The organism is Ensifer sp. ENS09, assembly GCF_014852425.1.
Lineage (GTDB): Bacteria > Pseudomonadota > Alphaproteobacteria > Rhizobiales > Rhizobiaceae > Ensifer.
In genome coordinates, this window is the sequence record NZ_JACVBP010000001.1 from 260,004 (window position 1) to 281,933 (window position 21,930).

22 protein-coding genes and 1 tRNA gene are annotated in these 21,930 nt (G+C 62.3%); 11 read left to right on the forward strand and 12 right to left on the reverse strand.

Annotated features, from left to right (window positions below; all coding sequences use genetic code 11):
• Nucleotides 1-56: 56 nt before the first annotated feature.
• The 3 genes from glmS to IB267_RS01360 are packed head-to-tail and all read left to right on the forward strand — an operon-like array spanning nucleotide 57 to nucleotide 3,088.
• A complete protein-coding gene (glmS, locus tag IB267_RS01350; protein ID WP_192446104.1) occupies nucleotides 57-1,883 on the forward strand; it encodes a glutamine--fructose-6-phosphate transaminase (isomerizing) in 1,827 nt (608 codons plus the stop codon).
• A complete protein-coding gene (locus tag IB267_RS01355; protein ID WP_043620505.1) occupies nucleotides 1,883-2,380 on the forward strand; it encodes a GNAT family N-acetyltransferase in 498 nt (165 codons plus the stop codon). The genes glmS and IB267_RS01355 overlap by 1 nt, the downstream gene beginning before the upstream one ends.
• Nucleotides 2,381-2,398: 18 nt before the next feature.
• Nucleotides 2,399-3,088, forward strand: coding sequence for a DUF502 domain-containing protein (locus tag IB267_RS01360; protein WP_043620334.1), 690 nt, complete (start codon nucleotides 2,399-2,401; stop codon nucleotides 3,086-3,088).
• Nucleotides 3,089-3,131: 43 nt separating this feature from the next.
• On the opposite strand, the gene recG is transcribed toward IB267_RS01360, so the two are convergent.
• Complete coding sequence (gene recG, locus IB267_RS01365; protein ID WP_192446105.1) at nucleotides 3,132-5,237, reverse strand: ATP-dependent DNA helicase RecG; 2,106 nt, start codon at nucleotides 5,235-5,237, stop codon at nucleotides 3,132-3,134.
• 154 nt (nucleotides 5,238-5,391) lie between these two features.
• Between recG and IB267_RS01370 the strand changes: the two genes are divergently transcribed.
• Complete coding sequence (locus IB267_RS01370) at nucleotides 5,392-5,697, forward strand: succinate dehydrogenase assembly factor 2 (protein WP_192446106.1); 306 nt, start codon at nucleotides 5,392-5,394, stop codon at nucleotides 5,695-5,697.
• 7 nt (nucleotides 5,698-5,704) lie between these two features.
• The gene (gene mfd / locus IB267_RS01375) at nucleotides 5,705-9,208 is read left to right on the forward strand and encodes a transcription-repair coupling factor (RefSeq protein ID WP_192447147.1); all 3,504 of its coding nucleotides are present in this window, start codon (nucleotides 5,705-5,707) and stop codon (nucleotides 9,206-9,208) included.
• A gap of 77 nt (nucleotides 9,209-9,285) precedes the next feature.
• On the opposite strand, the gene IB267_RS01380 is transcribed toward mfd, so the two are convergent.
• Nucleotides 9,286-9,948: a DsbA family oxidoreductase gene (locus tag IB267_RS01380; protein ID WP_192446107.1), complete on the reverse strand. Its 663-nt coding sequence runs from the start codon at nucleotides 9,946-9,948 to the stop codon at nucleotides 9,286-9,288.
• A 90-nt stretch (nucleotides 9,949-10,038) separates the two neighbouring features.
• Nucleotides 10,039-11,853: an extracellular solute-binding protein gene (locus IB267_RS01385; protein WP_192446108.1), complete on the reverse strand. Its 1,815-nt coding sequence runs from the start codon at nucleotides 11,851-11,853 to the stop codon at nucleotides 10,039-10,041.
• Between the two features lie 272 nt (nucleotides 11,854-12,125).
• Here IB267_RS01385 and IB267_RS01390 point away from each other — a divergent pair, with 272 nt between their 5' ends.
• The gene (locus IB267_RS01390) at nucleotides 12,126-12,755 is read left to right on the forward strand and encodes an invasion associated locus B family protein (RefSeq protein WP_043620346.1); all 630 of its coding nucleotides are present in this window, start codon (nucleotides 12,126-12,128) and stop codon (nucleotides 12,753-12,755) included.
• 79 nt (nucleotides 12,756-12,834) lie between these two features.
• On the opposite strand, the gene hspQ is transcribed toward IB267_RS01390, so the two are convergent.
• The 3 genes from hspQ to IB267_RS01405 all read right to left on the reverse strand — a co-directional run bounded on the left by hspQ (nucleotide 12,835) and on the right by IB267_RS01405 (nucleotide 15,262).
• Nucleotides 12,835-13,164 (reverse strand): heat shock protein HspQ, encoded by a 330-nt coding sequence (hspQ, locus tag IB267_RS01395; RefSeq protein ID WP_034791060.1) that lies wholly within the window; start codon nucleotides 13,162-13,164, stop codon nucleotides 12,835-12,837.
• A gap of 284 nt (nucleotides 13,165-13,448) precedes the next feature.
• Nucleotides 13,449-14,858, reverse strand: a complete 1,410-nt coding sequence (gene glnA / locus IB267_RS01400; protein ID WP_034791062.1) for a type I glutamate--ammonia ligase — start codon at nucleotides 14,856-14,858, stop codon at nucleotides 13,449-13,451.
• Nucleotides 14,859-14,923: 65 nt separating this feature from the next.
• The gene (locus tag IB267_RS01405; protein ID WP_003528058.1) at nucleotides 14,924-15,262 is read right to left on the reverse strand and encodes a P-II family nitrogen regulator; all 339 of its coding nucleotides are present in this window, start codon (nucleotides 15,260-15,262) and stop codon (nucleotides 14,924-14,926) included.
• A gap of 65 nt (nucleotides 15,263-15,327) precedes the next feature.
• Here IB267_RS01405 and IB267_RS01410 point away from each other — a divergent pair, with 65 nt between their 5' ends.
• Nucleotides 15,328-15,510 (forward strand): hypothetical protein, encoded by a 183-nt coding sequence (locus IB267_RS01410; RefSeq protein ID WP_192446109.1) that lies wholly within the window; start codon nucleotides 15,328-15,330, stop codon nucleotides 15,508-15,510.
• Nucleotides 15,511-15,604: 94 nt separating this feature from the next.
• Complete coding sequence (locus IB267_RS01415; protein ID WP_192446110.1) at nucleotides 15,605-17,080, forward strand: NAD(P)H-hydrate epimerase; 1,476 nt, start codon at nucleotides 15,605-15,607, stop codon at nucleotides 17,078-17,080.
• 68 nt (nucleotides 17,081-17,148) lie between these two features.
• Here IB267_RS01415 and gpt read toward each other — a convergent pair whose 3' ends face one another.
• Nucleotides 17,149-17,646 (reverse strand): xanthine phosphoribosyltransferase, encoded by a 498-nt coding sequence (gpt, locus tag IB267_RS01420; protein ID WP_034791068.1) that lies wholly within the window; start codon nucleotides 17,644-17,646, stop codon nucleotides 17,149-17,151.
• 129 nt (nucleotides 17,647-17,775) lie between these two features.
• Entirely contained in the window at nucleotides 17,776-18,531 is a 756-nt protein-coding gene (locus IB267_RS01425; RefSeq protein WP_192446111.1) for a competence/damage-inducible protein A, read from the reverse strand.
• Nucleotides 18,532-18,695: 164 nt separating this feature from the next.
• Between IB267_RS01425 and wrbA the strand changes: the two genes are divergently transcribed.
• From wrbA to IB267_RS01440, 3 genes are all read left to right on the forward strand, one after another.
• Nucleotides 18,696-19,295, forward strand: coding sequence for an NAD(P)H:quinone oxidoreductase (wrbA, locus tag IB267_RS01430; protein WP_192446112.1), 600 nt, complete (start codon nucleotides 18,696-18,698; stop codon nucleotides 19,293-19,295).
• 229 nt (nucleotides 19,296-19,524) lie between these two features.
• A complete protein-coding gene (locus IB267_RS01435; protein WP_043620362.1) occupies nucleotides 19,525-19,767 on the forward strand; it encodes a DUF2188 domain-containing protein in 243 nt (80 codons plus the stop codon).
• An 81-nt stretch (nucleotides 19,768-19,848) separates the two neighbouring features.
• Nucleotides 19,849-20,067 carry a hypothetical protein gene (locus IB267_RS01440; RefSeq protein WP_034791089.1) on the forward strand — a complete coding sequence of 73 codons (219 nt, stop codon included), beginning with the start codon at nucleotides 19,849-19,851 and terminating at the stop codon, nucleotides 20,065-20,067.
• Between the two features lie 84 nt (nucleotides 20,068-20,151).
• Here the strand turns inward: IB267_RS01440 and IB267_RS01445 are convergent.
• The 4 genes from IB267_RS01445 to IB267_RS01460 form a co-directional block, all read right to left on the reverse strand.
• A tRNA-Leu gene (locus IB267_RS01445) sits at nucleotides 20,152-20,236 on the reverse strand.
• A 61-nt stretch (nucleotides 20,237-20,297) separates the two neighbouring features.
• Nucleotides 20,298-20,522 carry a hypothetical protein gene (locus IB267_RS01450; protein WP_192446113.1) on the reverse strand — a complete coding sequence of 75 codons (225 nt, stop codon included), beginning with the start codon at nucleotides 20,520-20,522 and terminating at the stop codon, nucleotides 20,298-20,300.
• A 139-nt stretch (nucleotides 20,523-20,661) separates the two neighbouring features.
• Nucleotides 20,662-21,366, reverse strand: coding sequence for an HAD family hydrolase (locus tag IB267_RS01455; RefSeq protein WP_192446114.1), 705 nt, complete (start codon nucleotides 21,364-21,366; stop codon nucleotides 20,662-20,664).
• 4 nt (nucleotides 21,367-21,370) lie between these two features.
• Complete coding sequence (locus IB267_RS01460; protein ID WP_371742510.1) at nucleotides 21,371-21,919, reverse strand: hypothetical protein; 549 nt, start codon at nucleotides 21,917-21,919, stop codon at nucleotides 21,371-21,373.
• Nucleotides 21,920-21,930: the final 11 nt, after the last annotated feature.

The window sequence follows — 21,930 nt, forward strand, 5'->3', positions numbered from 1 at the left end:
CGCCCTCGTTGAACAGGGGCGCCGATCACGGCGCGGGGACGAATTCGGAGACGACTATGTGCGGTATTGTAGGCATCGTTGGCAACCAGCCGGTATCGGAACGACTGGTCGATGCGCTGAAGCGCTTGGAGTACCGCGGCTATGATTCCGCCGGTGTCGCCACCGTCATTGGCGGCAAGCTGGAGCGCCGGCGCGCCGAAGGCAAGCTCGTCAATCTGGAGATCAGGCTGCGCGAAGAGCCGCTCGCCGGCACGATCGGCATTGCCCACACCCGCTGGGCAACCCATGGCGCGCCGACCGAGCGCAACGCGCACCCGCACTTCACCGACGGCGTCGCTGTCGTGCACAACGGCATCATTGAGAATTTTGCCGCGCTGAAGGACGAGCTGATCGCCGGCGGCGCCAAGTTCGAGACGGACACCGACACCGAGGTCGTGGCGCATCTGCTCTCCAAGTTCCGTCGCGACGGGCTTGGCCGGCGCGAGGCCATGCACGCGATGCTGAAGCGCGTCACCGGTGCCTATGCGCTGGCGGTGCTGTTCCAGGACGATCCTTCGACGATCATGGCGGCGCGCAACGGCCCGCCGCTTGCGATCGGTCACGGCCGCGGCGAAATGTTCCTCGGCTCCGACGCGATCGCGCTTGCGCCCTTCACCAACGAGATAACCTATCTGATCGATGGCGACTGGGCGGTGATCGGCGCGAACGGCGTGCATATCTTCGATCTCGATGGCAACGTCGTCGACCGGCCGAAGCAGCTCTCGACAGCTGCCGCCTACATGATCGACAAGGGCAACCACCGGCACTTCATGGAGAAGGAGATCTATGAGCAGCCGGAGGTGATCGCGCATGCGCTCAGCCACTACATCGACTTTGCCGGCAACCGCATCAAGGCGCTGCCGGGCACGATCGATTTCGCCAAGGTTCCGAGCCTTGCGATTTCCGCCTGCGGCACTGCCTATCTCGCCGGTCTCGTCGGCAAGTACTGGTTCGAGCGTTACGCCCGCTTGCCGGTGGAAATCGACGTTGCGTCCGAGTTCCGCTACCGTGAGATCCCGCTGCCTTCTGATGCGGCCGCGCTGTTCATCTCGCAATCCGGCGAAACCGCCGATACGCTGGCGTCGCTACGCTACTGCAAGGAGCTCGGCCTGAAGATCGGCGCCGTGGTCAACACGCGCGAATCGACCATCGCCCGTGAATCCGACGCGGTCTTCCCGATCCTTGCCGGCCCCGAAATCGGCGTTGCCTCGACCAAGGCCTTCACCTGCCAGCTCGCCGTGCTGGCTTCGCTCGCGATCGGCGCCGGTCGCGCCCGCGGCACGGTGAGTGCCGAGGAAGAGCAGGTCCTGGTTCGTTTTCTCGCCGAAATGCCGCGCATCATGGGCCAGGTGCTGAACGCCGTTCAGCCGAAGATCGAGCTTCTGTCGCGCGAGCTGTCGAAGTGCCGCGATGTGCTCTACCTCGGCCGCGGTACCAGCTTCCCGCTGGCGATGGAAGGGGCACTCAAGCTCAAGGAGATCTCCTATATCCATGCGGAAGGTTATGCCGCCGGCGAACTGAAGCATGGGCCGATCGCGCTGATCGACGAGAACATGCCGGTCATCGTCATCGCCCCGCACGACCGCTTCTACGAGAAGACCGTCTCCAACATGCAGGAAGTGGCGGCCCGCGGTGGTCGGATCATTCTCATCACCGACGAGAAGGGCGCTGCCGCTTCCACGCTCGAGACCATGGCAACGATCGTGCTGCCTGATGTCGACGAAGTCATCGCACCGATGATCTTCTCGCTGCCGATCCAACTGCTTGCCTATCATACGGCGGTGTTCATGGGCACCGACGTCGACCAGCCCCGCAACCTCGCCAAATCGGTGACCGTCGAATGATCTATGTCCGGCATGAGCGCCCGGGAGATGAGAAGGCGATCCGCGACGTCACCGCGGCCGCCTTCGAAGGGCATCCGCACAGCGACCAGAGCGAGCCCCTCATCATCGAGCGGCTGCGTGAGGCCGGCGCGCTGACCGTCTCGCTGGTCGCCGAGATGAACGAGGAAATCGTCGGGCACATCGCCTTTTCGCCAGTAACGCTCGACCCGGCGGAAAGCGGCTGGTTCGGTCTCGGTCCGGTCTCGGTTAAGCCGGACGTTCAGGCCCAGGGCATCGGCAGGCAACTGATCCTCGAGGGCCTCGAATGGCTGCGGGCGGAAGGCGCCTCGGGCTGCGTCGTCGTCGGCGATCCGGCCCTCTATCAAAAGTTCGGCTTCCGCAACGAATCGGCTCTTGTATTCCCCGGTTGTGCGCCGCAATATTTCATGGCGCTGGCTCTTTCCGGCGCGATGGCGGCCGGCACGGTCGCCTATCATCCGGCCTTCGGCGTCGAGTGAGGTTGAGACGGAAGAAGCATGACGGAACATTCCAAACGCGGCTATATCGCGACGCGGCTGCGCAATTACTTTCTGACCGGCTTGATCATCTGTGCGCCGGTTGCGATCACCGTCTGGCTCGTGCGCACCTTCATCGATTGGGCCGACGGCTGGGTTAAGCCCTATCTGCCGAACTTCTACAATCCGGATACCTATTCGCCGGTTGCCATTCCCGGCTTCGGCCTGCTCGTCGCCATTTTCGTGATCACCTTCGTCGGCTTCATGACCGCAAACCTCGTCGGTCGGTCAATCGTCAATCTCGCCGAGTCGCTCGTCAATCGCACCCCGTTGGTCCGCACGATCTACAAGTCCACCAAGCAGATCTTCCAGACGGTGCTGCAGGAGCAGTCCTCCTCCTTCAAGAAGGCCGGGCTGATCGAGTATCCGAGCCCGGGCATCTGGTCGCTGGTGTTCATCGCAACGGATGTGAAGGGCGAGATCGCCTCGAAATTTAAGGAACGCGGCATGGACATGGTGGCCGTCTTCCTTCCGCCGACCCCGATCCCGACGGCGGGTTTCCTGCTGTTCATCCCGCGCGACAAGATCATCCCGCTCGACATGAGCGCGGAGGACGCGGCGAAGCTTCTGATCTCGGGTGGCCTTGTGACCCCCGACCAGAAGCCGCTCGCCAACGCCCCCTTGAAAATCACCCAGCAGGAGACCGCCTGACGCCTAGAGCGCCGTGCGTTCCAATGAACGCACAAAGGATGCTTTAGCCGGCGCGCAGGAAGCGGATGGCCTCGTCGCGGCGGTAGAGATAGAGCAGCGTGCGGAGCGCTTCGCCGCGCTCCGAGGTGAGGTCGGGGTCGCGCTCGATCACGTAGGCGGCGTCCTTGCGCGCGATTTCGAGCAGATCGCCGTGGGCTTCGAGGCTGGCGATGCGGAAGCCGGGCGTGCCTGACTGGCGTGTGCCGAGCAACTCGCCTTCGCCGCGCAGCTTCAGGTCCTCCTCGGCGATCAGGAAGCCGTCTTCGCTGTCGCGCAGGATCGAGAGCCGGGCACGGCCGGTTTCGCCGAGCGGACCCTTGTAGAGCAGGATGCAGGTGGATGCCTCGTCGCCACGGCCGACGCGGCCGCGCAGCTGGTGAAGCTGGGCAAGGCCGAAGCGTTCGGCATGCTCGATCACCATGATCGTCGCGTCCGGCACGTCGACGCCGACTTCGACGACGGTGGTCGCGACCAGCAGGCGGATCTCGCCGTTCTTGAAGGCGAGCATGACGGCGTCTTTCTCCACGCCGTTCATGCGGCCGTGCACCAGGCCGACATTGTTGCCGAAGCGCTTGGCAAGGCTCTCGTATCGTTCTTCGGCCGACATGACATCGACGGCTTCGGACTCTTCCACGAGCGGGCAGATCCAGTAGGCCTTCTTGCCCTCGCGTAGTGCGGCGTCGAGCCGATCGACGATATCGTCCACGCGTTCCGTTGGGATCGTCACGGTCTGGATCGGCTTTCGTCCGGCGGGCTTTTCGGTGAGCTTCGACACATCCATGTCGCCAAAGGCGGCAAGCACGAGGGTGCGCGGGATGGGCGTTGCGGTCATGACCAGCATATGCGGCGAGATGCCCTTGGCGGTCAGGCGCAGGCGCTGGTGAACGCCGAAGCGATGCTGTTCGTCGACGACGGCCAGCGTCAGCTCCTTGTAGCTCACCGTATCCTGGAAAAGCGCATGCGTGCCAATCACCATCCGGGTCTCACCGGAGGCGATCCGTTCGACAATGGCGTCGCGTTCCTTGCCCTTCGTGCGGCCGGTCAAAACGTCGATGGCGATGCCGGCAGGGGCGGCCATTCTGGCAAGCGTCGCATGGTGCTGGCGTGCGAGGATTTCCGTCGGCGCCATCAGCACCGCCTGCCCGCCGGATTCGACGGCTGCCAGCATGGCCATCAGTGCCACCATCGTCTTGCCGGAGCCGACATCGCCCTGCAGCAGCCGCAGCATGCGGTCCGTCCCGGCCATGTCCTTCAGGATGTCGGCGATTGCCGTCGACTGGCTGTTCGTCAACGAAAAGGGAAGGGCGTCGATGACCGGACGAGAAAGCACGCCGGTCGCGTGAACCGGTACTCCCGCGACCTTGCGCAGGCGCTGGCGAACGAGAGCCAGGGACAATTGCCCGGCGAGAAACTCGTCATAGGCAAGGCGGCGGCGGGCGGGTGCCTGCGGATCGAGGTCGGTCGCGTCGCGCGGATCGTGCAGCGCGCGAAAACTCTCGGCCGCGGTGCCGAAACCCTGCTTCGTCAGCAGCGCATCGTCCATCCATTCCGGCATTTCCGGGACGCGGGCGACCGCTGCCTCGATCGACTTACGCAATATCCTTGGCGAAAGTCCTGCCGTTAGCCCGTAGACCGGCTCGACCAGCGGCAGGTTTTCCGCCTCGCTGGCCCGAACCGCATAATCCGGGTGAACCATGGACGGGCGGCCGTTGAACCAATCGACCTTGCCGCTGACGATGACCGTCTCGTCGACCGGCAGCGATTTTTCCAACCAGTTGCCCTTGACGCGGAAATAGGTGAGCGCCAGTTCCCCGGTCTCGTCATGCAGGAAGACGCGATAGGGCAGGTTGGGCTTGCCGCGCGGCGGCGGCTGGTGGCGATCGACCCGACCGGTGATGGTGACGATCACTCCTTGCGGCGCGTGGGCGATGCCCGGCTGCTGGCGCCGGTCGATCAGCGAATGCGGCGCGTGAAAAACGAGGTCGACCACCCGACAGTCCTCGATCGTCTCGCGACCGAGCAAACGGGCATAGAGTTCGCCGATCTTCGGGCCGATGCCCGGAAGCGTGTCGAGCGGAGAGAAGAGCGGATCGAGCAGGGTGGGGCGCATGGCGATGAAATTGCGACGATAATTCGGGCTTTGGCAAGGCTGACAATCGGCTATTCAGAGTTTATAGAGCCGTTGACGACAAACCGTACCCCAAAGCCTTGCGCGTTCGTCCGAGTGTGCGGGCGTCATCGCGGGCGGCAGGAAGGAATTTCCCATGACCGGAATCTCTCGCACCAGCGCCGATCTCGATCCGCGTCGACGGCGGATCCTGTTTCGCGCCTGGCATCGCGGCATTCGCGAGATGGATCTGATCCTCGGGCAGTTTGCCGAGGCCGAGCTCTCGACGCTTTCTGAAGCACAGCTCGACGAACTCGAGACGATCATGGGCGAGGAAGACAACGATCTCGTCAAGTGGATCATCGGCGAACAGCCGGTGCCGGCTCACTATCAGACGCAGATGTTTCAGCGCATCGCTGCCTACCGTCCGGATTTCGACAAGCTTCCCGAAGAGATGAAATAGACCGATGATGCTGGCTGGCCTTGATCCGAAGAAGATTGTCGAAGCACAGCGAGAGATCACGATCGGGCCGGTCCCTTCCGGTGCCGAGGCGCTGATCCTCGCCGAGTTGGCCCGTGCAGGCCAGCCGGTCGCCTACATTCTTTCGGACGGCCAGCGGATCGCCGATCTGGAACAGGTCCTCTCATTCGTCGCGCCCGACATTCCGGTGCTGACGCTTCCCGGTTGGGACTGCCTTCCCTATGACCGCGTCTCGCCGAGCGCCGACACCTCGGCACGGCGGCTGGCGGCGCTGAGTGCCTTGATTGCGCACAAGAAGAAGCCGCATGCGGCGATCGTGCTGGTCACGGTCAACGCCGCGCTCCAGAAGATCTCGCCGCAGGACGTGATCCAGAGCCTGGCGTTCTCGGCTCGTCCGGGCAATCAGGTGCGCATGGACGACATCGCGCTGCGGCTGGAGCGCAACGGCTTCGAGCGCGTTGCGACCGTGCGCGAGGTTGGCGAATACGCGGTGCGTGGTGGCATCCTCGATGTCTTCGTGCCCGGAAGCGGCGAGCCGCTGCGCCTCGATTTCTTCGGCGACACACTCGAAACCATCCGCTCCTTCGATCCGGCAAGCCAGCGCACCACCGGTCAGGTCCGCTCCCTCGATCTCAATCCTATGAGCGAGGTGTCGTTGACGCCCGAAACGATCAGCCACTTCCGCAAGCACTACCTATCGCTGTTCGGTGCGACGACCCGCGACGACGCGCTTTACCAGGCTGTCTCCGAAGGCCGGCGTTATGCCGGCATGGAGCATTGGCTGCCGCTGTTCTATGACGGGCTGGAGACGGTCTTCGACTATCTCGACGGCTTCCGTATCGTCACCGATCATCTGGCGCGCGAGGCCGCGGCCGAGCGCTCGAAGCTCATTCTCGACTATTATGACGCCCGTCTGGCCTCGGCGTCTCCGGGGAAGGCGCAGGCCACCCAGGGCACGCCCTACAAGCCCGTTCCGCCGGAACTGCTTTATCTGAGCGCGCAGGGCTTCAACGCCGGCCTGAGCTCACGCGATGCCATTCGCCTCTCGCCCTTCAACGAGCACGAGGGCGAGGCCCGCCAGGTCATCTCGGTCGATGCGCGCCAGGGCATGCGCTGGGCGAAGTCGGCGGGCGAGGGCGAAGCCGAAAGCGAACGCGTCAACGTCTTCGATCAGGCGGTCAAATACATCGCCGAGCGGCGCTCGAAGGGCGCCAAGGTGGTGATCTCAGGCTGGAGCGAAGGCTCGCTCGACCGCCTGCTCCAGGTGCTTGCCGAACACGGTCTCGGCAACGTCAAGCCGATCAAGGCGCTCGCCGAGGTTAAGTCGCTGAAGCCGGGTGAAGCGGCCGCGGCCGTGCTCAGTATCGAGGCCGGATTCGAGACGGGTGATCTCGTCATCATCGGTGAGCAGGACATTCTGGGCGACCGCATGGTCCGCCGCTCGAAGCGGCGCAAGCGCGGTGCCGACTTCATCGCCGAAGTCGCAGGCCTCGACGAGGGCAGCTATGTCGTGCACGCCGAACACGGCATCGGCCGTTTCGTCGGCCTGCGCACCATCGAGGCGGTCGGCGCGCCCCATGATTGCCTCGAGCTCGTCTATGCCGACGATGCCAAGCTGTTCCTGCCGGTCGAAAACATCGAGCTTCTGTCGCGCTACGGCTCGGAAGGTACCGATGCGATCCTCGACAAGCTCGGCGGCGTTGCCTGGCAGGCGCGCAAGGCCAAGCTCAAGAAGCGGCTGCTCGATATGGCCGGCGGCCTGATCCGCATCGCTGCCGAACGTCATACACGCCGCGCGCCGGTACTGGCCGCGCAGGACGGCGTCTATGACGAGTTTGCCGCCCGCTTCCCCTATGACGAGACCGAAGACCAGCTGAACTCGATCGAGGCCGTGCGCGAAGACCTCGGCAGCGGCCGTCCGATGGACCGGCTGGTTTGCGGCGACGTCGGGTTCGGCAAGACCGAAGTGGCGCTTCGTGCAGCCTTCATTGCCGCCATGAACGGCGTGCAGGTGGCGGTCGTCGTGCCGACGACGCTGCTTGCCCGCCAGCATTTCAAGACATTTTCCGAACGCTTCCGCGGCCTGCCGATCCGCATCCAACAGGCATCCCGTCTCGTCGGCTCCAAGGAACTGGCGCTGACGAAGAAGGAAGTGGCCGATGGCAAGACCGATGTCGTCGTCGGCACCCACGCGCTCCTCGGCACGTCGGTCAACTTTGCCAATCTCGGCCTCTTGATCATCGACGAAGAGCAGCACTTCGGCGTCAAGCACAAGGAGCGGCTGAAGGAACTGAAGTCGGACGTCCACGTCTTGACGCTTTCGGCAACGCCGATCCCGCGCACGCTGCAACTGGCGCTGACGGGTGTCCGCGAACTGTCGCTGATCACCACGCCGCCGGTCGACCGCATGGCGGTGCGCACCTTCATCTCGCCCTTCGACGCGCTGGTGATCCGCGAAACGTTGATGCGCGAGCACTATCGCGGCGGCCAGAGCTTCTATGTCTGCCCGCGCTTGAGTGATCTGTCGGAAATCCACGATTTCCTGAAGTCGGACGTTCCGGAGCTGAAGGTGGCGGTTGCCCACGGACAGATGCCGGCAACCGAGCTCGAAGACATCATGAACGCTTTTTATGACGGGCGTTACGATGTGCTTCTTTCGACGACGATCGTCGAATCCGGTCTCGACGTGCCGACGGCCAACACGCTGATCGTACACCGCGCCGACATGTTCGGTCTTGCCCAGCTCTACCAGCTTCGCGGCCGCGTCGGCCGCTCGAAGGTGCGCGCCTTCGCGCTGTTCACGCTGCCGGTCAACAAGACGCTGACGGGCATGGCAGAGCGCCGGCTGAAGGTGCTGCAATCGCTGGATACGCTTGGCGCCGGCTTCCAGCTGGCGAGCCACGACCTCGATATCCGCGGCGCCGGAAACCTGCTGGGCGAAGAACAGTCGGGCCATATCAAGGAAGTCGGCTTCGAGCTTTACCAGCAGATGCTCGAGGAAGCCGTCGCCGAACTCAAGGGCGAGGAAGAGATCCACGACACCGGCTGGTCGCCGCAGATTTCGGTCGGAACGCCGGTCATGATCCCGGAACACTACGTGCCGGACCTGCATCTGAGGCTCGGTCTCTATCGCCGCCTCGGCGAACTGACGGACCTCAAGGAGATCGACGGTTTCGGCGCCGAGATGATCGACCGCTTCGGCCCGCTGCCGATCGAGGTCCAGCACCTGTTGAAGATCGTCTACATCAAGTCGCTCTGCCGCACGGCAAATGTCGAGAAGCTCGATGCCGGCCCGAAGGGCGTCGTCGTGCAGTTCCGCAACAAGGAATTCCCGAACCCGGCGGCACTCGTCGGCTACATCGCCAAGCAGGGCACGCTTTCGAAGATCCGGCCGGACCAAAGCATCTTCTTCCAGCGCGAACTGGCAACACCGGAAAAGCGCCTGTCGGGTGCAGCAATGGTGATGACCCAGCTCGCCGGCCTCGCGAAGTAACAAAAAACCGTACTGCCGCGCAGTGTGGCAGTACGGTCAGGTCTGTCGAAGCAGATCTGTTTCGGCTCGCCGCGCGATCAGTTCGGCTTGCCGCTCGCCTTCATCTCGGCGATTTCACGTACCGCATTGGTCAAGACGTCGACCGATTGGGCGCCCATCACCGCATATTGTCCTTCGAGGATAAAGCAGGGGACACCGGTCACGCCCATTTCGCGGGCCATGCCGACCTCCTCCTTGACCGCGTCCTTGTCGGCATCGGAACCAAGCAGTGCTGCAATGACGGGGCGGTCGAGGCCGGCCTGCTCGGCGATATCGAGAAGCACGGCGTGGTCGCCGACATTTCGGCCTTCTTCGAAATTGGCCTTGAACAGCAGGCCGACGACGGCCGACTGCGCTTGCTCGCCGTTGGTTGCGGCCCAGCGGACAAGCCGATGAGCGTCAAGCGTGTTCGGGCTGATCTTCACCGCATCGAAATCGAAGGCGATGCCGTCGGCATTGCCGAGTTCGCGCAGCGTGTCGTGAGCGCGGTCGACGGCCGCCTGGCCGCCGAGCTTCTCGGCAAGATGACGCTTGTGATCGATCCCCTCGGGCGGTAGGTCTGGATTGAGCTGGTAGGGGCGCCAGTTGACCGTGACAAGCACGTCCGGAACGTTGGCAATCGCCTGGTCGAGCCGAGCCTTGCCGAGATAGCACCAGGGACAAACGACGTCCGAGACGATATCGATGCTGACGGTTTGCATGGTGTGGGTGCCTTTCCTTTTTCCGGTATGACGGCGAGATAAGCCGGTTTGAACCGGCTTTCAATGCGTTACCAAAAGGGAACCGACCCTCTATTGCGCGTCTTGATCCCACCAGGTCGGAAGCTGGTAGCCGTAGAGCGGCATCACGTCCGGCCGGCCGATATGCTTGCGCCGCGCCACCCACTGGGCGTCGAGGTGGTAGAGCGGCACCAGGTAGGAGTTGTTGACGAGCAACCGGTCATGCGCGCGCACGGCCGCCGTGAAATCTTCGCTCGTGCGGGCCTGCAGGATGTTGTTGACCATCCGATCGACGTCCTTGTCGGCGACGCCAGCGAAGTTGTCGCTGCCTTGCCGGTCGCGCGCCTGCGAGGTCCAGCGCCCGGCCTGCTCGATGCCGGGTGACAGCGTCGAGGGGAAGGATTTGATGATCACGTCGTAATCGAAGGACTGGCTGCGCTGCTGGTACTGCGAATCGTCGACGGTGCGCACGGTCGCCTGGATGCCGAGAGGGGCGAGAAACCGCTGGTAGGCGAGCGCAATTTTTTCCTGGCCGGCATTCTGGCTCATGATCTCGAAGGCAAGCGGCTTGCCCTGCGGATCGACCATCTTGCCGTCCTTGATCTGATAGCCGGCCTCGCGCATCAATGAGACGGCGACACGCAGCACGTTACGGTCGCGGCCGGACGCGTCGGTCACCGGCAGGCGGTAGGTGCCGTCGAGGATCGCCGGGTTGATTCGATCGCGGGCGTCGCCGATCAGGCCGAGTTCTCGGTCGTCGGCCGGTGCGCCGAGAAAGCTCAGCGTTGAGTTCTGCCAGTAGCTCTGGGTGCGCGTATAGGCGCTGTCGAAGAGGTTCTTGTTGACCCACTCGAAGTCGAACACCAGCGCCAGACCTTGGCGGAGCTTCAGATTGTCGAACATCGGCCGGCGGGTATTGAAGACAATGCCGAGCATGCCCGACGGCGTCTTTGGCGTGAAGGTTTCCTTGACGACGTCGCCGGAGCGAACGGCCGGGAAATCGTAGCCGCGCGCCCATTTGGTTGCGCTGCCTTCGGGATAGATGTCGATCTCGCCCTTCTTGAAGGCTTCGAACAACGAGTTCTCCTGGAGGAAATACTCAACAGAGATCTCGTCGTAATTGTCTTGGCCGACCTTCGAGGGCAGGTCCTTCGCCCAATAGTCCGGGTTTCGCTTGTAGACGATGCGCTCGCCCGGCTTCACCTCGGCCACGCGATAGGGGCCGGAGCCGAGCGGCGGCTTCAGCGTCGTCTGGTCAAAGGTCGCAAGGTCGATGGCATGTTTCGGCAGCACTGGCGACAGGCCGAGCAGAAGCGGCAGCTCACGGTCGGCATCCTCGGTGAAGGTGAAACGCACGCTGCGCTCGCCGACTTTCTCGAGTTTCGCCACCTTGGCCATGCGGTTGCTGAAGGGGACACGTCCCTTGTCGCGCAGCAGCTCGAAGCTGAAGATCACGTCCTCGGCGGTCACCGGCTGCCCGTCGGCCCAGCGGGCCTTCGGGTTGAGATTGAACTGGATGAAGGTGCGGTCGTCGTCCCACTCCACGGTTTCGGCGAGCAGGCCGTACATGGTGAAGGCTTCGTCGCGCGAGCGCTGCATCAGCGATTCGTAGACGAGGTTGCCGTATTCCGGATCCCACATGCCGCGCGCGGTCGTGCGCATGCTCTTCAGGATGAAGGGATTGAGGCTGTCGAAGCTGCCGACGACGCCGTAGGAGATCTTTCCACCCTTTTTCACGTCCGGATTGACGTAGGGAAAGTTCTTGAAATCGGCAGGCAGCGCCGGCTCTCCGTGCATGGCAATCGCATGGACAGGAGCGGCTACCGCAGCAGTACCGAATGAAGTGGTGGTCAGGATCAGCGCCAGACCGGAAAGAATTGCACGCAAGGTCACCTCCCGTGAGGGGTATCAACAGGCCGATTCCCCGAACGTTACCAATGCCGACGGATGAATCCAACCGATCCGCGGTCCAAATTCCGCCCACTATGAAGTCAAAAAATGACAGGAAACACTGGATAATCGAAGCGAGCCAATGTAACAGGTGTTTCCGGAAACGGGGTCATGCATTTGCCTTATTTGGCCAACAGGACAACGGCGGCTGACGATACTCACCTGCGGAACAACTGTTCCGTTACCGGATTTCAGGAGACGGAATCACAATGATGTTCAAGTCGAATATTGCAAAACGTTCGGGCATGGCAGCGCTGGCGCTCACTGTAGCTGCTGCGGGCGTTCCGAGCGTTGCGTCTGCACAGCAGGCTGGCGGCAAGCCGCCGCAGGGCTGGTTCAAGGTTTGCACCAAGCAGGAAGACAACGATGTCTGCATCGTGCAGAACCTGCTGACCGCCAACAACGGCCAGCTCGTGACCGCTGTCGGCCTCATCACCGTTTCCGGCAAGGTCAACCGCAAGATCATGCAGGTTTCGGTACCGTCGGCGCGCCTCATCCCGACCGGCGTTCAGATGCAGATCGACGGCGGCAAGCCGGTCAAGCTCGACTACGCCATCTGCATGCCCGACAAGTGCGTTGCCGAAGCGCCGCTTTCCGACCAGCTGATCGCCAGCCTGAAGAAGGGCAATGAGGTCGTCTTCACTTCGGTCAACTTCCAGCGCGCTCCGAACCCGATCAAGATGGCCCTCACGGGCTTCACCGGTGTCTACGACGGCGAGCCGATCGAGCAGTCGCAGCTCGAAGAGCGCCAGCGCCTGCTGCAGGAAGAAATGCAGAAGAAGGCCGAGGACGCACGCAAGAAGCTTGAAGAAGCCCAGAAGGCTGCCAAGCAGAACTAAGCGGTCCTCCGCAAACGCATAAAGAAACGCCCGGACCTCGCGGTCCGGGCGTTTTCATTTGTTCGAGAGCGAAGCGGCCTCAGTGGCGAAACGTTGCCTTGGGCCTGTAGTGACCGACGCCATCCTTATCGAACAGGGCATCGACTTGCGCGTGGCGCATCGGCCGGTCGCTGTCGTCGAATTCCAGGTTCTGCTCGGAGACGTAGGCGACATACTCGCTGTCGTCGTTCTCGGCGAACAGGTGATAGAAGGGTTGATCCTTGCTTGGGCGGATCTCCTGTGGAATGGCGTTCCACCACTCCTCGGTGTTGGCGTATTCCGGGTCGACGTCGAAAATGACGCCGCGGAACGGGAAAACCCGATGGCGAACCACCTGTCCGATCTCGAATTTGGCGTTTCTCTGTTTCATGACGCAACACATCCTTTCAGGAGATTATCTGGGTTGGCGAACCCAAAACATCAATAGGGACTTCCCTTCTGCCCTCCGTTGATCGATCTCGCCATGCGTGTCCCGCGGACGCGCAAAAGTTGTTGGCAACATAATATCACACAATTCGACGGTTTCGTGCCGCTCCCTGCGCGGAAGCGCTTGCAATCCGTGCGCGCTAACGAAAAGGCCGGCAGCTCCTTTTAGGGAGCCGCCGGCCCAAAGCACGGCTTGGACCGGTGGTCGATGCCGCCGGTCGCACGGTCTTAGACCGAGTAATACATGTCGTACTCGACCGGATGCGGGGTCATTTCGAAGCGCATGACTTCCTGCATCTTCAGTTCGATGAAGGAATCGATCTGGTCGTCGTCGAACACGCCGCCAGCCGTCAGGTACTTGCGGTCCTTGTCGAGGCTTTCCAGCGCTTCGCGCAGCGAGCCGCAGACGGTCGGGATCTTCTTCAGTTCCTTCGGCGGCAGGTCATAGAGGTCCTTGTCCATCGCCTTGCCCGGGTGCAGCTTGTTCTTGATGCCGTCGAGGCCGGCCATCAGCATGGCTGCGAAGGCGAGGTAGGGGTTGGCGGTCGGATCCGGGAAGCGGACTTCGACGCGCTTGGCCTTCGGGTTGGTGCCGAACGGAATGCGGCACGAAGCCGAGCGGTTGCGCGCCGAGTAGGCGAGCAGAACCGGAGCCTCATAGCCTGGGACGAGACGCTTGTAGGAGTTCGTCGACGGGTTGGTGAAGGCGTTCAGCGACTTGGCATGCTTGATGATGCCGCCGATGAAGTAGAGGCAGCTTTCCGACAGGCCGGCATATTCGTCGCCGGCGAAGGTCGGCTTGCCGTCCTTCCAGATCGACAGGTGCACGTGCATGCCCGAGCCGTTGTCGCCGAAGATCGGCTTCGGCATGAAGGTTGCCGTCTTGCCATAGGCATTGGCGACCTGGTGCACGACGTACTTGTAGATCTGCATCTTGTCGGCGTTGCGAACCAGCGCGTCGAACTTGACGCCGAGCTCGTGCTGGGCGGCCGCCACTTCGTGGTGGTGCTTTTCAACCGTCACGCCCATCTCGGACAGGACCGTCAGCATTTCGGAGCGCATGTCCTGGCAGCTGTCGATCGGTGGAACTGGGAAATAGCCGCCCTTGACGCGCGGACGGTGGCCGAGGTTGCCGGTCTCATAGTCGGTGTCGTCGTTCGACGGCAGTTCCGAGGAGTCGAGTTTGAAGCCGGTGTTGTACGGGTCGGCCTTGTACTTGACGTCGTCGAAGACGAAGAATTCGGCTTCCGGGCCAACGAAGACGGTGTCGCCGATGCCGGATGCCTTCAGGTAGGCTTCAGCCTTCTTGGCCGTGCCGCGCGGGTCGCGGTTGTAGGATTCGCCCGAAACCGGATCGAGAATGTCGCAGATGATGACCATCGTCGACTGCGCGAAGAACGGGTCCATATGCGCTGTTTCCGGATCGGGCATCAGCACCATGTCGGACTCGTTGATGGCCTTCCAGCCGCCAATCGAGGAGCCGTCGAACATGACGCCATCGGCGAACATGTCTTCGTCGACGCAGACCACATCCATCGTTACGTGCTGCAGCTTGCCCTTGGGATCGGTAAAGCGCAGGTCGACGAACTTGACGTCGTTGTCCTTGATTTGCTTCAGAATATCGCTTGCAGTCGTCATTTGCCGTTATTCCCTGTGTGAGATGACGAGGATTTGAAAAGAACCGGGCCGAACGGCCCGTGATGTCAGATGGCGTCGAGGCCGGTTTCGCCCGTGCGAATTCGGATGACTTCTTCCACATTGGAAACGAAAATCTTTCCGTCACCAATGCGGCCGGTTTGCGCGGCGTTGCGGATCGCCTCGATGACGGCCTCCGCGTTTTCATCCGCCAGCACCACTTCGACCTTTACCTTCGGCAGGAAGTCCACCACGTATTCGGCGCCGCGATACAGCTCCGTGTGGCCCTTCTGCCGCCCGAAGCCCTTGGCTTCCGTGACGGTGATACCCTGCAGGCCGACTTCCTGAAGGGCTTCCTTCACTTCGTCGAGCTTGAAGGGCTTAATGATCGCTTCGATCTTTTTCATGAGAAAATGTCTCTCCGCTTCTCCCTTGATAGCAGGATCATGCCCGCTCGCCCTGAATATGCACGTTGCATGCCAGTTTTTCTGCGAAAATCTGTCAGAACGACAAAAAATCTGCTGTCGGCGCGCCGATTGCGGGATTTCATACCTTCGGCGGACCCGATCTGCCTATTTTTTATGATTTCCGATCGAAAGATGCCCGCTTCTTTCAGGGCCCCTACGTCATGGCAGAGGCGAAGCTTGTTATTTGAGCAATAATTATATGCAAATGCCTTATTTTAAGGCAATCATGGCGTTGGGGCTGAGGCCTTGCTTCACGCGCGCGGGCATGGATAAGTCTGGCGCATGCGCTCCGACCTTCAGCACCTGTTGATCACGCCCGCCGAAATGACGGCAATCGACCGGGCGGCGGCCCAATCCGGCATCGATAGCTTTACGCTGATGCGCAACGCCGGACTGGCGGTAACGGCGGCGGCCCTGCGATATTTTCCGGATGCCCGCCGCTTCGTCGTGCTCTGCGGTCCAGGCAACAATGGCGGCGACGGGTACATCGCAGCCCGCGGCCTTGCCGAAAGCGGGGCGGATGTCGCCGTGTTCGTCCTCGGCGATCCCGCCAGCCTTCAAGGCGATGCAGCGCGGGCCTGGTCCGACTGGAGTGGTCCTGCTGCGCCAATCTCTGCATTCGAACCACAGGCTGGCGATGTCGTCATCGATGCGCTCTTCGGGGCGGGCTTGTCACGCGACCTCCCTGACGACGTCGCTCACCTCATAGAACGGGTCAATGCCAGCGGCGTTCCGGTCGTTGCGATCGACCTGCCGAGCGGCATCGACGGCCGGACGGGCGAGATCCGGGGCGCCGCCTTTGCCGCTCGCCACACCGTCACGTTCATGGCGCCAAAGCCCGGTCATTGGCTTCTGCCCGGGCGATCCCTCTGCGGCACGCTCGAGGTGTTCGATATCGGCATTCCCGCGCGCATTGTGCGTGCCGGCGCAGGTTCGCTGCGCCTCAACGCGCCGTTCCTCTGGGCGGGCTGGGGAGGTGACCTGGCGGCCTCGACGCACAAGTTCAAGCGCGGGCATCTGGTCGTTTTCTCAGGCGACCGCCAGGCAACGGGCGCGGCGCGACTTTCGGCGGCAGCGGGCCTTGCGGCTGGCGCTGGCCTGGTTACCGTCGCCACCGGCAAGGCCGCGCTCGGCATCAATGCGTCTCATCTGACGGCGGTGATGGTGAAGGAGGTAGACGGCAAGCGAGAGCTTATCAAATGGCTGCAGGACCAACGCCTGGGCAGCTTCGTCCTTGGGCCGGGCTTCGGCATCGGCAAGAAGGCGAGGGACTTTGCGCTTGCACTCTGCGATCGCGCGCTGGTGCTCGACGCCGATGGCATCACCTCGTTCCAGGCAAGGCCCGGCCAACTTTTCGCGGCACTGGCGAAAGGCAGGGGCCAGGTGGTCATGACGCCGCATGATGGCGAGTTCGCTCGCCTCTTTTCGGAGATTGCCGGAGACCATGGGCTTTCGAAGATCGAGAAGGCGCAGGCCGCGGCGCGGACGAGCCATGCCGTGATAGTCTACAAGGGCGCCGACACCGTCGTTGCCGCGCCGGACGGGCGGGCGGTCGTCAACAACAATGCGCCGCCGTGGCTGGCAACCGCCGGATCGGGGGACGTACTTGCCGGCATCGTCGGCGCACATCTGGCGAAAGGAATGCCGGCCTTCGAATCGGCGACCGCAGCGGTCTGGCGCCATGGCGCAGCCGGGGCCAAGGCAGGGCCAGGCTTGACCGCTGAAACGCTGATCGGCGCGATACCGCCGATCAGTTGATCGAAAACTCACGGACCGAAAGTCGCCTCCCGAGAAGGGGCACCGCGTCCGGAAGGAACATAGTGCTATTAGCCGCGCGTGCCCTTGGCGATCGGCTCCTGGTAGGTGAAGCCCAAGTCCCAGGGGAAATAGATCCAGGTGTCCTGGCTGACTTCGGTCACGAAGGTGTCGACGAGCGGTCGGCCCTTCGGCTTTGCGTAGACGGCAGCGAAATGCGCCTTCGGCAGCATTGCCCGTACTTCGGCCGCGGTCTTGCCGGTGTCCGTCAGGTCGTCGACGATCAGCACGCCTTCACCGCCGTCCTTGGTGATTTCAGGCGTGATGCCCTTCAGCACTTTCATCTGCCCCTGCGTGTCGTAGTCATGGTAGGAGGCGACGCAGACGGTTTCGATCATCCGGATATTGAGTTCGCGCGAAATGATCGCAGCCGGAACCAGGCCGCCACGGGTGATGCAAACCATGGCACGCCATTCCTGGCCGTTGTCGGCCAGCCGCCAGGCAAGCGCCCGGGCATCGCGGTGGAACTGGTCCCAGGAAACGGGAAAGGCTTTATCGGGCAGCGACATGGGTGGGCTCCGGCTTGTCTGAACGAGGGTAAGGCGAAGCGTCCGGCAGATCGGGCAGGCGGGAACGCGTCATCCTGATTTGCCGACATGCAATAACGGCATTGAGGCCTTGAGTGCAAGGGCTTCGCGCTATCCCTTTGCCCGCGCGTCGGCGATTGCCTGAATCATCGCCTGGACATCAGCCTCCGCTGCAGCAAGCGCTTCCGGATCGCGGGCCCGCACGACGATATCCGTCGAGAAGGTCTTGCCGTCAAATTTCGGGTAGGAGCCGATGCTCGTTTCCGGATGGTTCTTCTGCACGTCGGTCAGCGGGCTGCCGATATCGCCTTCGCCGAAGGGCGAGCGCACGGTGCGGGAGAGGAGGGGTGAGCCGACATTCAGACCGGGCAGCAGCGCGTCGAGCATGGCCTGGAAGACCTGCGGAACGCCGGCCATGACATGCACGTTGCCGATGGCGAAGCCCGGCGCTGTCGATACCGGGTTCGGGATATGGCGTGCACCGAGTGGCATGCGCGCCATGCGCTTGCGCGCGTCGGTAAACTCCATGTTGCGGCGTTCGTACATGGCGCCGAGCAGCGCCATCGCCTCCGGCTCGTAGACGCATTCGACGCCGAAGGCGCGCGACACCGCGTCGGCGGTGATGTCGTCATGAGTCGGGCCGATGCCGCCGGAGGTAAAGACGTAATCGTAGCGGCTGCGCACCGCATTGATCGCCTCGACGATCGCCACTTCGTCGTCGGCGACGATCCGCACTTCCTTGAGGTCGATGCCGACCATCGTCATCATGTCGGCGAGGTGGCCGATGTTCTTGTCCTTGGTACGCCCCGACAGAAGTTCGTCGCCGATGGCGACCATGGCGGCAGTGACGACTTTTATGCTGCTCATCGGGTGATCCTGTTTGTTTAGTCAGTCATTTAACAGTGAATTATTATTGTTCACATTGCGAGAACAGTCTGTTTCCCGGACGGCTCCTGGCATGCGGCTGCATTTTGATAAATCTTCCGCGCAGCAGTGATCAAGTGGGATCGCTTGTATCCAAAGGAGCAATTATGGCCAAGGTTCTCGTTCTCTATTATTCGGCATACGGACATATCGAAACCATGGCTTACGCTGTGGCCGAAGGTGCCAAGTCTGCGGGTGCCGAAGTCGACGTCAAGCGCGTTCCGGAACTGGTGCCGGCCGAGGTCGCCAAGGCCTCTCACTTCAAGCTCGACCAGGCCGCGCCAGTCGCCCATGTCGAAGAGCTTGCCCAATACGACGCGATCATCTTCGGCGCCGGCACGCGCTTTGGCACCGTTGCCTCGCAGATGCGCAACTTCATCGATCAGACCGGCAGCCTGTGGGCGTCTGGCAAGCTGGTCGGCAAGGTCGGTTCGGTCTTCACGTCCTCGGCCACCCAGCATGGCGGTCAGGAATCCACCATCCTCGGCTTCATCCCGACGCTGATGCACCACGGCATGGTCGTCGCTGGTCTTCCCTATGCCTTCCAGGGTCAGATGGGCCTCGACGAGATCAAGGGCGGCTCGCCCTATGGCGCCTCGACGATCACCGATGGCGACGGCTCTCGCCAGCCGTCCGAGGTCGAGCTCCAGGCTGCCCGCTTCCAGGGCGCGCACGTCGCCAAGATCGCCGCCAAGCTTTCGGCCTGATCATCTCGACGCAATCGTTTCAAGAGTTTAGGCGGCGCCGCAAGGGGCCGCCTTTTTGTTTGACGGCTAGCCTTTCCGGGTGATTCGCGAATGTGGCAATTCGTACCACACTTGTGCTAATATCCGCGGCGTTCGGCATTGAGTATGCCTTTGACGAGGAGGAATGCGGGGCTGTGCGGCAACGGCCCGCCGAAGACGGGAACGTCTTTCGGACTATTGGGAGGGAAGCATGGCGCGGATTACTTACACCATCGTTCCTCATGACGGCGGATGGGCCTACAAGGCCGCCGACGCCTATTCGGAACCCTTTCCCAGCCGCGAAACGGCGCTTGCCGCCGCCAAGGCCGCCGCCGCCGAACAGCAGGTCGGCGGCGACGACGAGGAGATCAGCTTCCAGGACGAAGAGGGCCACTGGCACTTCGAACACACGGATGGCGGCGATCGTCCTGAAGCAACCGTCGAAGACGGCTGAAACGGTCAAGGCGACCGGCTCATTGCGAACACATAGCGTTTAGTATTGCGTGCACACCATCTCTCCCACGGAGGATATTCGATGCACTACAGCGTTCAGATCTTCACCTGGACCCCGCGGCAGGGTGTCCACCAGGTCGGATCGGCAATCGAGGTGGACGCCCCCAATTCGAAGGCGGCAGCGGTCTCGCTTCTCGGCCTCAGGCTGGAAAACCAGGGATGCGCAACGAAACTCGCCGTCCGCGTCTGGCACGACGACGCCTACCAGGCGGAATGCGATTGTTATTACTACAACAACTGAGCGGTCGCTCTTTGCCGCGTAAGCCTGTCACTCCAGAGTGACAGTCTGACGTGCGCTAACTATTGATCCTGAAATCCGTTTGTCTGGTGCGGGCGACGGGGGTCGAACCCGTACAGCCAAGGCCGAGGGATTTTAAGTCCCTTGCGTCTACCAGTTTCGCCACGCCCGCATGCAGCCTAGATCAAACACTTAGGCCAAACAGTCAAGGGTGATCGGGGTGGACAATGCGCTTAGGCGCGTTCTCTCGTCTTCATGAAGCGAAAGACGGCCGCGGCAATCAGTGCCCCAAGGCCGTAGACGATAAACGCGTCGACAAACGGCGAGCCCGAATTGAACGAGTAGATGGCGGGTGCGGCAAACAACAGAACCGCCAAACCCGCGAGGCGCGAGGAAAAGACGCTCAAAGCCGAAACCTTCCGCAGCAGCCATCCAATGAGCATGCCCACCAGCACCATCGAAATCGCTGCACCAACCAATTGCGCGAACGGTCTTCCCCTAAACTGAAAACAATGCGTGAAAATATGATGATTCGCATGCGGTAGCTAAATGTTTCCGCCTGTGTTTGTTGATCGCTCGGGCACTTGTTACCGGCTCTTAAGGGGTCAATCGTTCCAGGATCATGCTCAACCCGCCGAGATGCTCGATCTCGCGAAACCTCGGATGCGTCTCCGGCTTGTCGTGATGCTCGAAAGACCAGGTGAGCGCGTGTGGGACATAGACACCCCAGCTTCCCGCATCAAGGGCCGGTACAATGTCCGATTTCAGAGAATTGCCGACCATCAGGCTTTTGGTGGCGCCGTCGCCGTGACGTTTGAAGATGCGCTCGTAGGTGGCGACGGTCTTGTCGCTGACGATCTCGACGGCGTCGAAATAGTCGCCAAGGCCGGAGGCGGCGAGCTTGCGCTCCTGGTCGAAGAGATCGCCCTTTGTGATCATGACAAGGCGAAAGTGGCCGTGAAGTGCTTCGAGCGTTTCCTTGACATGCGGCAGCGGCTCAACCGGGTGCACGAGCATGTCGCGCCCGGCGGCGAGGATCTCGGCGATGACTGAGGAGGGCACCTTGCCATCGGTGACGTCGACGGCGGTTTCGACCATGGAGAGCACGAAGCCCTTGATGCCGAAGCCGTAGAGGCCGAGGTTGCGCTTCTCCGCCGCAAGCAGCCGCTCCGACAGGTGTTCGGTGTCGGTGTGGGCGCTCAGAAGCTCGGCGAAGCGCGCTTCCGTCAGCCGAAAGAACTGTTCGTTCTGCCAGAGTGTATCGTCGGCATCGAAGCCGACGGTCGTTACTGCGTGGGGCATGGTATTACGGTCCGGCAATCTTGAATGGTTGGTCGACGCTGGCGGTTTTGCCGCTGTTGACGTCGTTGAAGTGGAAGCGCAGCACATAGTCGCCGGCGGGAGCACCGGAGACGTCGATGGTCAGCGTCGAATAGATTTCCTGGTTTCTGAGGTGGCCGGTGAAGGTGAAATCACCGAACGCCTTCTGGCCCGCGAGCACGTCGCCCTTCGGGTTGAGAATATCGAAGTCGACGGTGAAGTGGCTTTCGAGTTGGCCCTTCGTCGCCGAATCCTTCCAGGTGAGGCCGATCGGCTCGATATAGGAGATCAGCGACTCTCCCTCCTTGAAGACCGCGCCCTCGCGCGGGTCGTACATGGCGTAGCCGGTCGGCGCCTTGGTCACGAAAACCGCCTTGCCGATCGCCAGCGGCAGCGTTTGCGAGAAGTCGCTTATCGCTTGGCGGAGCAGCTCATGGGCCTTCGCCGCGTCGCCGGATGCCGCGAGCTTTTCGGCTTGCACCGCTGCGTCGGCAAGCGGGCCGGCATGGGCGACGAGCCCCGCCGAAAGCGCCATGGCGGTGGTCA

Excerpts from the sequence above, each read along its gene's own strand:
- glmS (WP_192446104.1), top strand. The coding sequence starts at position 57 with ATGTGCGGTATTGTAGGCATCGTTGGCAACCAGCCGGTATCGGAACGA.
- IB267_RS01360 (WP_043620334.1), top strand. The coding sequence starts at position 2,399 with ATGACGGAACATTCCAAACGCGGCTATATCGCGACGCGGCTGCGCAAT.
- recG (WP_192446105.1), bottom strand. The coding sequence starts at position 5,237 with ATGCGCCCCACCCTGCTCGATCCGCTCTTCTCTCCGCTCGACACGCTT.
- IB267_RS01370 (WP_192446106.1), top strand. The coding sequence starts at position 5,392 with ATGACCGGAATCTCTCGCACCAGCGCCGATCTCGATCCGCGTCGACGG.
- mfd (WP_192447147.1), top strand. The coding sequence starts at position 5,705 with ATGCTGGCTGGCCTTGATCCGAAGAAGATTGTCGAAGCACAGCGAGAG.
- IB267_RS01380 (WP_192446107.1), bottom strand. The coding sequence starts at position 9,948 with ATGCAAACCGTCAGCATCGATATCGTCTCGGACGTCGTTTGTCCCTGG.
- IB267_RS01390 (WP_043620346.1), top strand. The coding sequence starts at position 12,126 with ATGATGTTCAAGTCGAATATTGCAAAACGTTCGGGCATGGCAGCGCTG.
- hspQ (WP_034791060.1), bottom strand. The coding sequence starts at position 13,164 with ATGAAACAGAGAAACGCCAAATTCGAGATCGGACAGGTGGTTCGCCAT.
- glnA (WP_034791062.1), bottom strand. The coding sequence starts at position 14,858 with ATGACGACTGCAAGCGATATTCTGAAGCAAATCAAGGACAACGACGTC.
- IB267_RS01405 (WP_003528058.1), bottom strand. The coding sequence starts at position 15,262 with ATGAAAAAGATCGAAGCGATCATTAAGCCCTTCAAGCTCGACGAAGTG.
- IB267_RS01415 (WP_192446110.1), top strand. The coding sequence starts at position 15,605 with ATGCGCTCCGACCTTCAGCACCTGTTGATCACGCCCGCCGAAATGACG.
- gpt (WP_034791068.1), bottom strand. The coding sequence starts at position 17,646 with ATGTCGCTGCCCGATAAAGCCTTTCCCGTTTCCTGGGACCAGTTCCAC.
- IB267_RS01425 (WP_192446111.1), bottom strand. The coding sequence starts at position 18,531 with ATGAGCAGCATAAAAGTCGTCACTGCCGCCATGGTCGCCATCGGCGAC.
- wrbA (WP_192446112.1), top strand. The coding sequence starts at position 18,696 with ATGGCCAAGGTTCTCGTTCTCTATTATTCGGCATACGGACATATCGAA.
- IB267_RS01435 (WP_043620362.1), top strand. The coding sequence starts at position 19,525 with ATGGCGCGGATTACTTACACCATCGTTCCTCATGACGGCGGATGGGCC.
- IB267_RS01440 (WP_034791089.1), top strand. The coding sequence starts at position 19,849 with ATGCACTACAGCGTTCAGATCTTCACCTGGACCCCGCGGCAGGGTGTC.
- IB267_RS01450 (WP_192446113.1), bottom strand. The coding sequence starts at position 20,522 with ATGGTGCTGGTGGGCATGCTCATTGGATGGCTGCTGCGGAAGGTTTCG.
- IB267_RS01455 (WP_192446114.1), bottom strand. The coding sequence starts at position 21,366 with ATGCCCCACGCAGTAACGACCGTCGGCTTCGATGCCGACGATACACTC.
- IB267_RS01460 (WP_371742510.1), bottom strand. The coding sequence starts at position 21,919 with ATGGCGCTTTCGGCGGGGCTCGTCGCCCATGCCGGCCCGCTTGCCGAC.